The 9,416-nt window shown below is 72.3% G+C and carries 6 protein-coding genes; 2 read left to right on the top strand and 4 right to left on the bottom strand.

Annotated elements, in window-relative coordinates; genetic code table 11:
* The coding region (locus ESO86_RS18635; protein ID WP_207207038.1) for a hypothetical protein at positions 1–233 on the top strand (233 nt) is incomplete at its 5' end.
* 19 nt (positions 234–252) lie between these two features.
* Here the strand turns inward: ESO86_RS18635 and nhaA are convergent.
* Positions 253–2,118: a Na+/H+ antiporter NhaA gene (nhaA, locus tag ESO86_RS06635; protein WP_129234188.1), complete on the bottom strand. Its 1,866-nt coding sequence runs from the start codon at positions 2,116–2,118 to the stop codon at positions 253–255.
* Between the two features lie 88 nt (positions 2,119–2,206).
* Positions 2,207–4,702 carry an FAD-dependent oxidoreductase gene (locus ESO86_RS06640; protein ID WP_129234189.1) on the bottom strand — a complete coding sequence of 832 codons (2,496 nt, stop codon included), beginning with the start codon at positions 4,700–4,702 and terminating at the stop codon, positions 2,207–2,209.
* A gap of 204 nt (positions 4,703–4,906) precedes the next feature.
* On the opposite strand from ESO86_RS06640, the gene ESO86_RS06645 reads away from it, so the two are divergent.
* Positions 4,907–5,950, top strand: coding sequence for a DUF2235 domain-containing protein (locus ESO86_RS06645; protein ID WP_129234190.1), 1,044 nt, complete (start codon positions 4,907–4,909; stop codon positions 5,948–5,950).
* Between the two features lie 18 nt (positions 5,951–5,968).
* Here ESO86_RS06645 and ESO86_RS06650 read toward each other — a convergent pair whose 3' ends face one another.
* Complete coding sequence (locus ESO86_RS06650; RefSeq protein WP_129234191.1) at positions 5,969–7,267, bottom strand: ComEC/Rec2 family competence protein; 1,299 nt, start codon at positions 7,265–7,267, stop codon at positions 5,969–5,971.
* Positions 7,268–7,270: 3 nt separating this feature from the next.
* A complete protein-coding gene (locus ESO86_RS06655; protein ID WP_129234192.1) occupies positions 7,271–9,112 on the bottom strand; it encodes a gluzincin family metallopeptidase in 1,842 nt (613 codons plus the stop codon).
* Positions 9,113–9,416: the final 304 nt, after the last annotated feature.

Genomic DNA, 9,416 nt, shown 5'->3' on the forward strand with positions numbered 1-9,416 from the left:
TGGCCGCGATCGCCGCCGTCATCGGCCTCGCGGCCGGGGTCTCCTCGACCGTGCCCGCCGCGATCGCCGGGCCCGCGAACCTCATCCCGACGGGCCCCGGCCACAGCCTGCTCCTCGCCGGCCTCGGCGTCGGCTCCGGCTGGGGCGACCTCGTCGCCCTCGTCATCTACGCCGCGATCGGCGCGGCGCTCGTGGTCGTCGGGGTGTCCCGGCACCGCACCGCCGCCGGCTGAGCCGGCGCAGCGGGAGCGGTCAGCGCTCGGCCGCGGGCTCCGGAGGCACCGATGCCGACGCCTCGAGCGAGCGGATCAGGCTGCGCGAGTCCCACGGCCCGATGTGCCGGCGACCGTTGACGAAGAACGTCGGCGTCGAATGCAGGTCCATGAACTCGGCGTCGATCTGGTCGTCCTCCACGCGGCGCACCACGGCGGGCGACTGCAGGTCCTCGAGGAACCGGGGGACGTCGAGGCCGATCTCCTCGGCGTAGCGGCACAGGTCGTCCGTCTCCAGCGCGTCCTGGTGCTGGAAGAGCGTGCGCGCCATCTCGAGGAACCGGCCCTGCAGCGCCGCCGCCTCGTACGCCTGGGACGCGAGCTTGGCATGCGGGTGCACGCCCTCGAGCGGCAGGTGCCGCCAGACCCAGCACACCTCGTCGCCGAAGCGCCGGATCACCTGGTCGATCGAACCGGTCGCGCGGCTGCAGAACGGGCACTCGAAGTCGCCGTACTCGACGATCTGGTAGGGCGCGTCGGGGCGCCCCCGGTAGTGGTCGCGCTCGGGGTCGAACGGCCGGGCGAGCACCTTGCCGACCGCCTTCGGCGGATCCAGGCGATCGGCGATGGCGAAGATCGCCCACCCGAGCGCGAAGGCGACGAGGGATGCCGTCAGCACGCCGACCCGTCCGTGGTCCTGCAACTCCCCGTCGGGGAGCGCGATCCCGACGATGAACAGCGAGATGGTGAACCCGATGCCCGACAGGGCCGCGCCGCCTGCGACGCGCGGCATGCCGAGTCCCGGCGCGAGCCGGCCGATGCCGGTCGCACGCACGATCGCCGTCACCGCCGTGATGCCGACGAACTTGCCCACGACGAGGCCGGCGATGATCGCCCACGTGAGCGGCGAGGCGAAGGCCGAGGCGAGCGTCTCGGCGTCGAGGTGCACGCCCGCGTTCGCGAGCGCGAAGATCGGCAGCACGAGGAACGCGATGTACGGGCCCCATTCGGCCTGCAGCCGGTCGTTGATCGACAGCGACTCGCGGAGGCTCCGGTTCACCGCGGCCGCGTACTGGGCGCTCGGCGACTCGCGGAACGCGCGCGTGAGCTCCTCGGTCCGCTCGACCTCGGTCCGGCGCGGCGGGAACACTGGGATCAGCAGCGCGACCGCGACGCCCGCGAGGGTCGGGTGGATGCCGGCCATGGCGATCGCGACCCAGAGCGCGATGCCGAGCACCCCGTAGGCGAGGCCGCGCCCGGCCCGCAGGTACCGCACGAGGGCGATCGCGACCATGAGCACGGCGGCGATCGCGAGCGGAACGAGGTCGAGCCCGGTGTTGTAGAAGATGCCGATCGCGAGCAGCGCCCCGACGTCGTCGACCACGGCGAGCGTGAGGAGGAACGTGCGGAGCCGGGCCGGGAACGGCGGACCGATGATCGCGAGGGCGCCGAGCAGGAACGCGGTGTCGGTCGAGATCACGACGCCCCACGCGCTGAGCTCACCGGTCGGCAGCGCGATGACCACGAAGAGCAGGGCGGGGATCACCAGTCCGGCGATCGCCGCGACGATCGGCACGATCGCGCGCGAGCGGTCGGTGAGCTCGCCGATCGTGAACTCCCGCTTGACCTCGAGGCCCACCACGAAGAAGAACAGCGTCATGAGCCCGTCGTTCACGACGTCGTGCAGCGTGGCGTGCATCTGCCATCCGCCGAGGCCGATCTCGAGTTCGGTCTCCCAGAACGCCTCGTAGGTCCAGCCCCACGGCGAGTTCGCCCAGAGGATGGCGAGCACGGTGCCGGTCAGCAGCAGCGCGGCCGCCGATCGGTCGGTCGAACCGCGGCGCAGCCGCACCTTGCGACGGGCGGGGCTCGTCGTGGTGTCGGGTGCGGAGACAGGCGCACTCATGCGCCAATGCTAGGGGCGGATGCCCCGCGCACGGGAGAACCTCGGACTCCGGCGTCCGACCCCGTTCGGGGGCCGAACGCGGGAGGACTCAGATGAAGAGCGTCGTCCCGGACTTCTCCGCCTCGCCGAGGAAGGTCGCGACGCCGCCGAACTCGATGTCCTCCAGCAGGTCGGTCTCGGCGATGCCGAGGAGGTCCATCGTCATGGTGCACGCGATGAGCCGCGCCCCGCCCTCGCGTGCGGCGGTCATGAGCTCGGGGACCGACTGCACGTCGTGCTCCTTCATGACGTGCTTGATCATCGCCGGGCCGGCGCCGGCCATGTTCATCTGCGAGAGCGGGAGCCGGTCGGGCCCGGAGGGCATCATCATGCCCATCATGCGCTCGAGCGCGCCGTGCTCGCGCTTCGGCGCGTGGTCCCGCCGGAGCGCGTTCAGCCCCCAGAACGTGAAGAACATCGACACCTGCTGCCCCATGGCGAGGGCGCCGTTGGCGATGATGAACGCGGCGAGCATCTTGTCGAGGTCGCCGGAGAACACGACGAACGACGTCTGGTTCTTCCGCTCGACGACTGCCGTGGCCCCGGATGCCGCTGCGCCGCCCTTGCGGAAGGCCGCGACGTAGCCCGGCCCGTCGGGCGTCATGGAGAGCAGTTCGTGCCCGTGGCTCGCCGCCCAGGCGGGGCCGTCGCTGACGAACCCCGGGTCGGAGACGCGCACGACGACCTCGTCGCCCGCGGCGAGGTCGCCCATCGTCGCCGAGAGCCGCATGATCGGGCCGGGGCAGGCGAGCCCGGTGCAGTCGAGGTCGACCGACCTCCCCGTCCCCTTGGTCGCGGCGATGAGGTCGACCGCCTCGGCGTAGGCGATCTCCGGCGGCGGCGCGACGGTCGAGGCCGGCTCGACCTCGTGCCGGAATCGGAAGGTGTTGGATCCGCCCGAGAGCGTCGCGACGTCGGCGAAGCCGCGCTGCACGAGCAGCCGGTAGGCGAGGTAGCTGCGGAACCCCACGGCGCAGTAGAGGCGGACGGGCACCGTCCGGTCCCAGTCCTCGCTGGCCCCGCGCAGCGTCGCCAGCGGCACGTTCTCGGCACCGGGGATGTGCCAGATGCCGAACTCCTCGGGTGTACGCACGTCGACGAGCCGCGTGCCCTCCACCCGCTCGGGCCAGTCGCTCGCGTACCAGAGCACGAGGTCGCCCTGCAGCACGTTGCTCGCCACGAAGCCGGCCATGTTGACGGGGTCCTTGGCCGACCCGAACGGCGGCGCGTACGCGAGCTCGAGCTCCTCGAGGTCGTGCACCGTGCCGCCGAGGCGGATGGCCGTGGCGAGCACGTCGAGCCGCTTGTCGACGCCGTCGAACCCCGCGACCTGGGCGCCGAGGATGCGCCCGTCGCCCGGTGCGAACAGGAGCTTCAGGTGCATCTGCGCCGTGCCCGGGTAGTAGCCCGCGTGGCCGGACGGGTGGATGTGGATCGCGCGGTACTCGATGCCCTCCGCCAGGAGCTGGCGTTCGGTGGCGCCCGTGCCGCCCGCGACCATGTCGAACACCTTCACGATCGACGTGCCCTGCGTGGAGCGGTACTCGGTGTCGCGCCCGCAGATGTTCTCGGCCGCGACGCGCGCCTCGCGGTTCGCGGGGCCGGCGAGCGGCGTGATCCACGAGCCCGGGAGCACCGTGTGCGGGGTCTCGACGGCGTCGCCCGCCGCCCAGATCGACGGGTCCGACGTGCGCATGTGCGTGTCGACGCGGATGCCGCCGCGCGGCCCGAGCTCGAGGCCGGCATCCGCCGCCAGGCCGGCGTTCGGCCGCACGCCGGCCGACAGGATCACGAGGTCGGCGTCGACGAACCGGGTGTTCGTGAGCTCGACCGTGAGGCCGCCGCCGGGGCGCTCGGAGAACGCCGCCGCACCGGTCGAGAGGAACAGCTCGACGCCGCGGCTGCGCAGGTGCTGCTCGACCGGGACCGAGACCTCCTTGTCGAGCGGCGGCAGGATCTGGTCGGCGAGTTCGACGATCGTCACCGAGGCTCCCCGGTGCTGGAGGTTCTCGGCCATCTCGACGCCGATGTACCCGGCGCCGATGACGACCGCCTTCACCGGCGTGCGTGATCGGCCCGGTGCGGATGCCGCCGCCGCGAGCGCCTCGTCGAGCTGCGCCTTGATCTCGTCCATGTCGGTGACGTTGCGCAGCACGTGCACGCCGGGCAGGTCGATCCCGGGCAGCGGCGGCCGGAGCGGATCGGCGCCCGGGCAGAGCGCGAGCCGGTCGTACGACTCGACGTACTCGCGACCGGTCGCGGTCTCGCGGACGGTGACGGTCTTCGCCCGCCGGTCGAGCGCGACGACCTCGGCGCCGACGCGCACGTCGATCGCGAGCGACTCGTGCAGGCTCTCGGGCGTCTGGAGCAGCAGGCGGCTGCGATCGGTGATGACCTCGCCGATGTGGTACGGCAGGCCGCAGTTCGCGAACGAGACGTAGTCGCCCCGCTCGAGCACCACGATCTCGGCGAACTCGTCGAGGCGGCGTGCGCGCGCTGCGACCGACGCCCCGCCGGCCACCCCTCCGACCACGACGATCTTCATGCTGCGTCCTCCATCCGTGCGGGGCCGGCGAAGCGGGCCGGCCGTCGCGCCCGATGGTAGGCGGCCGGCTCGGCCGTCGGCCGGGTCATCGGTCCCGTGACGCGGGATGCGGTCGACGGCGTTCCCTTCCGCAGGAGCACGCCCGGGGAGTACCGTGACGTTCGGGCGGAGCCGCGGGTGCCGACCGTCCGGGGGGACGCGATCATGGCGCGGAATCTGGTGCTCTGCCTGGACGGGACGGCCGGCCAGGTGCGAGGCGATGCCGACTCGAACTGCGTGCGGGTCTACGACCTGCTCGACCTCTCCGACGAGACCGCGCAGGTCGCGTACTACGACCCCGGCGTCGGCACGTTCGCATCGCCGGGCGCGTGGACCCCGCTGGCGCGCGGACTCTCCCGACTCGGCGGGCTGATCTACGGGGCGGGGATGCGGCAGAACCTCGGCGAGGCGTACGCGTGGCTCATGCGGACCTGGCAGCCGGGCGACCGGATCTTCGTGTTCGGGTTCAGTCGAGGCGCGTTCACGGCCCGTGCGCTGACGGGGATGCTCCGCCTCGTCGGGCTGATGCGCCCGGGCTCGGAGAACCAGCTCCAGTACGCGGTCGCGAAGTACGCCCGCCGCGGCGGAGAGGGGCGGATCCCGTGGGACGAGATCCACCGCTTCTCGCGCCTGTTCGCACAGCAGGTCGACGGCCGGAGCACGATCCCGATCGAGTACCTCGGGCTGTGGGACACGGTGAAGGCCCTCGGCGTGGTGCGCATCGCCCCCGACTGGCCGTACACGAGGCAGCTGCCGAACGCCCGCCACATCCGGCACGCCATCTCGATCGACGAGCGGCGTCGCCCGTTCCGCGAGTACGAGGTGCGCACCAAGGCGCCCGAGACGCTCGAGGAGGCGTGGTTCGCGGGCATCCACTCCGACGTCGGCGGCACGTACGCCGACGACCCGAAGCTCTCGACCATCGCGTTGAAGTGGGTCCTCGAGGGTGCGGTCGACCGTGGCCTGAAGCTCGACGCGAAGCGCACCGCGAAGGAGTTCGAGGGGTTCTCCGACGCGCACTCGGCCGGAGCGGCGCACCGGAACGGAGCGGTGTGGAGCCTGCTGGTGCCGCGTCGGCGACCGATCCCCCCGGGTGTCCGGGTGCACGCGAGCGTGCGCGAGCGGATGTCGGCGACGGACTACCGGCCGCGGCTGCCCGCCGACGCGACGTGGGTCGACGACGACTGGACGACGCTGCGGATCCCCTGACCCGTCGCCCGCGCCGGATCAGGGGATCCGGAAGCGCACCTCGCTCCAGAGCCCGTCCGGGGCGGCGTCGAAGTCGAGGTCGTCGTCCCCCTGGGCGCCCGCCTCCGGATCGTCCGCGCGGATCACGTGCGCGCCGCTCTCGTGCAGCGCCTCGAGGATCTCCGCCTTCGGGATGTTGTCCTGCCATGCCTTCACCGTGCCGACGGGAACCATGGCGACGCCGCCGGCGCGGACGAGTTCGTGCGCGACCGGCTTCGGCGTCGCGTTGTGCGAGCCGTGGTGTCCGACCTTGTAGAACGCGGCGCCGGTCACGAGCGCCCGCGACTCCGGGGCGTCGAGCACGTGCTCCCACGCGCCCTGCTGCGAGTCTCCCACGAAGACGAACCGGGTTCCGCGGACGTCGAGCACGAAGAAGAGGCTGGTGTTGTTCACCGAGCGCTCGAGGACGGATGCCGCGCGCAGCAGCGCCTCCTCGTCGAGCGCGAGCTGCCCGAGGCGCATGGCGTTCCGCGCTCGGACGAGCTGGATCGGGACCCGGGCGGAGACCTCGTCGCGCGGCACCGCGTACATGCGGTCGAAGATGTCGTCGTCCTCGTCGCGACCGAGTTCGGCGGCCGCCTCCTCCAGCCAGTGCACGGCGGCGGGCGGGTCCATCCGCTTGAGGTACTGGGGGTCGCGACTCGGCCCGAGCACGTGCACCACGGCACCATCGACAGGCAGCTCGACGCGGTTGGCCGCCGCGTCGCGCTTCGGCAGGAACCGGACGTCGTGGTGCTCGACGCCGCCCTTGAACCCGCCGTCGACCAGCCTGGTCGCTGCCGCGAGGTTCGGTCCGGAGTTCACCGCGAAGTCCAGCGCGAGCGCCATCGAACGTCCGAGCGATTCGACCGGCCGCCCGCCGGCGGCCTGCTCGACGAGTCCCTGCAGGGCGGTCGCAGCGACGGAGAGCCCCTGGCGGAGGCCGATCGCGTCGGAGTCGTGCTCGTCCTCGACGAACGGCACCCACACCTCGCCGACGTCGACCGCTTCCCAGGCGTCGTCGGCGAACCCCGACACGTGGTCGGAGTGGCGGTGGGTCGCGACGACGACGTCGAGCCGCGGCGTCCCGTCGTCGCTCTCGGCCGTGAGCTGGGCGATGACGGCGTCGACCACGTCGCCGATCTTCCGCGGCACGTCGCCGACGCGGGCTCGGCCGTGGCTGTGCACGCCGCAGTCGATGAGCATCCGCCAGGTCGCGTCGTCGTCGGCGACGGTCACCAGGAAGCAGTCGCCGAAGCCGGGGTTGTACATCCGGATCGTGACGGTCGCCTCGGACATGGCTCAGGCCTCCTCGGGTGCGTGCAGGCTCGCGAACGTCAACCGTCCGATCGCGGGCTGGTCGAGCCAGATCGCGAGCGGGTCGCCGTCCTCGACCTCGTCGAACCAGTCGTGGATCTCCTCGAGCCGCGCGACGCCGGCCGCGTGCTGATGGCGACCGTGCGTCCGGAGCGGTTCCGGCAGCTTCGCGAGCTCGGCGGGGCGGGTGTACGGCAGCGGCTTCGGGACGAGCCAGGCGACGCGCCCGTCGACGTTCGCGATCACCGTGCAGGCCGCGTGGAGGCGCGTCCGGGTGTCCCGGTCGGGTCCCGACTCGAGGTCCTCGCGCCGCTGCACGATCTGGATGAAGATCCTCGGGTGCGGCTGGCCGTCGCCGCCGCTCTGGAACCCGACGTGCATGCCGAGGACCCGGATCCGTCCCGCGTGGGGGTCGAGGCCGAGCTCGACGGCGTGCGCCTTCGCCCAGTTCACGGTCTGCGCGTACACCGCCCTCGAACGCTCCTTGGCGGCGTTGCCGGCCGCGGTGACCGAGGACGCCGCGGGGTCGAGCTTGATCGTCGAGTCGAGGATCAGCTGCCCGAGGTCGACCGTCGCATCACCCGTCGTGAGGTTCAGCGGGATGGTCGGACGGCGCCAGAGCAGCGCCTGGTCGGCGAGCGAGACGACGCCGGGCGGGAAGATGCCGCGGCGTCGCAGCGCCTCGACGAGGTGGCCGCGGAGATGGATCCGGTCGTCGGGGAACAGGTCGCGGTCGGCCGTGATGACGGCGCGCACGACGTCGCCGAACGTGACATCGACCGCCGGCAGGTAGTCGAATCCGCGGACCACCATGCCGAGGATGCGGTCGGCGTTCTTCACGGCCTCGCCGGCGATGCGGCGGACGAGGTCGGGCGACAGCTCGCCGTCGGAGAGCACGCCCGAGCCCCCCGTGGCGAGCCGTCGGAGGTCCGCGATCCGCGATCGGTAGGTCGCGAGGTACGCGTCGAACACGGCGGCCACGAAGATCGCGCCGCGGCGATGCGGCTCGCGCGCCGCCTGGAAGTCCGCCGGATCGGGCTCCGACCCGACCGCCGAGCGCAGCGGCCCGCCGCGGCCGGTCGACCGGCCGAACTCGTCCGCCAGCGAGAGCAGCGCCGTGGCATCGGAGAGCTCGCTGCGCGAGCCGGCGACGAAGTCCTCGACGATGTCGGTGAACAGGAAGTGGTGGAACAGTGCGACGAGGTCGGCGAACGCCTCGTGGAAGGCGAAGACGTCGGAGTTCGTCGCGATCGTGAACATCGGCCGCATCCGGTGCACGATCGCGTGCGTGACCTCGTGGGCGATGATGTCGACCGAGAGGCACGTGAACATCAGCTGGTGCGGCAGGTTCGCCTGCGAGTCGGAGTCGTCGGCCCGGTAGTAGCCGAAGAGGACCGCGCGCCGGTCCGGGTCGAAGTAGGCGTTGCGGCCGTAGAACGCGTGCGGCACGAGCCGGAGCCGGTCCTCGCCGCGCCAGCGGAAGCGACGACCGGTGAACCGCTCGAACCGCTCGATGACGCTCATCGTGATCGCGTAGACGATCTGCTGGTGCGACCGCGGATCGCTCTCGGACGGACGCAGGCCCTCCTGCGCGAGGACGGGCGGGTCGTCGAGGTCGACGGGGTGGTACCACCGGCGCCGGGTGGCGTCGTAGTCGACGACCTGGACGAGCTCGCCGTCCGGGCCCGGCCGGAGCCCCGTCTCGAACGGGATGTCGACCGTGAGGAACTGGCCGCTGAGGCGCGAGCTCATCGGGTCGAACGCGAAGGCGCGCAGGAGGCGGCGGTCGGGTGCCTGGACGGCGGGCACGTTGTGGTTGGAGAGCATCGCAGGGCCTCCTCGACAAGGCTGGAACGCGTGATGCTGCCGTGCAGGGCCGAACCTATCGACCCCCGACCGGTGCGGCAACAGGGAACGCCCTGAGGGCCTGCACCGACCCGTCGTGGCGAAGCGGCGACCGAGGGCCGGAGCGCCACGCGAGGAACGCGGATCAGCCGCGCGACGCCGACTCCGACGCGCCCGCGAGGCGTGCGATCCGCCAGCGCGCGTTGCGCTCGCTCGGCGACATCCGCCCGAACCGCTGCGTGCCGATCGCGAGCACCGCGCGCGTGAGCGTGACCGCGGGCCACCA

This window comes from Agromyces binzhouensis (assembly GCF_004135055.1).
Classification (GTDB): domain Bacteria; phylum Actinomycetota; class Actinomycetes; order Actinomycetales; family Microbacteriaceae; genus Agromyces; species Agromyces binzhouensis.

Bases quoted from the DNA above. Each gene is read 5' to 3' on its own strand.
- nhaA (WP_129234188.1), bottom strand. From the start codon at position 2,118: ATGAGTGCGCCTGTCTCCGCACCCGACACCACGACGAGCCCCGCCCGT.
- ESO86_RS06640 (WP_129234189.1), bottom strand. From the start codon at position 4,702: ATGAAGATCGTCGTGGTCGGAGGGGTGGCCGGCGGGGCGTCGGTCGCA.
- ESO86_RS06645 (WP_129234190.1), top strand. From the start codon at position 4,907: ATGGCGCGGAATCTGGTGCTCTGCCTGGACGGGACGGCCGGCCAGGTG.
- ESO86_RS06650 (WP_129234191.1), bottom strand. From the start codon at position 7,267: ATGTCCGAGGCGACCGTCACGATCCGGATGTACAACCCCGGCTTCGGC.
- ESO86_RS06655 (WP_129234192.1), bottom strand. From the start codon at position 9,112: ATGCTCTCCAACCACAACGTGCCCGCCGTCCAGGCACCCGACCGCCGC.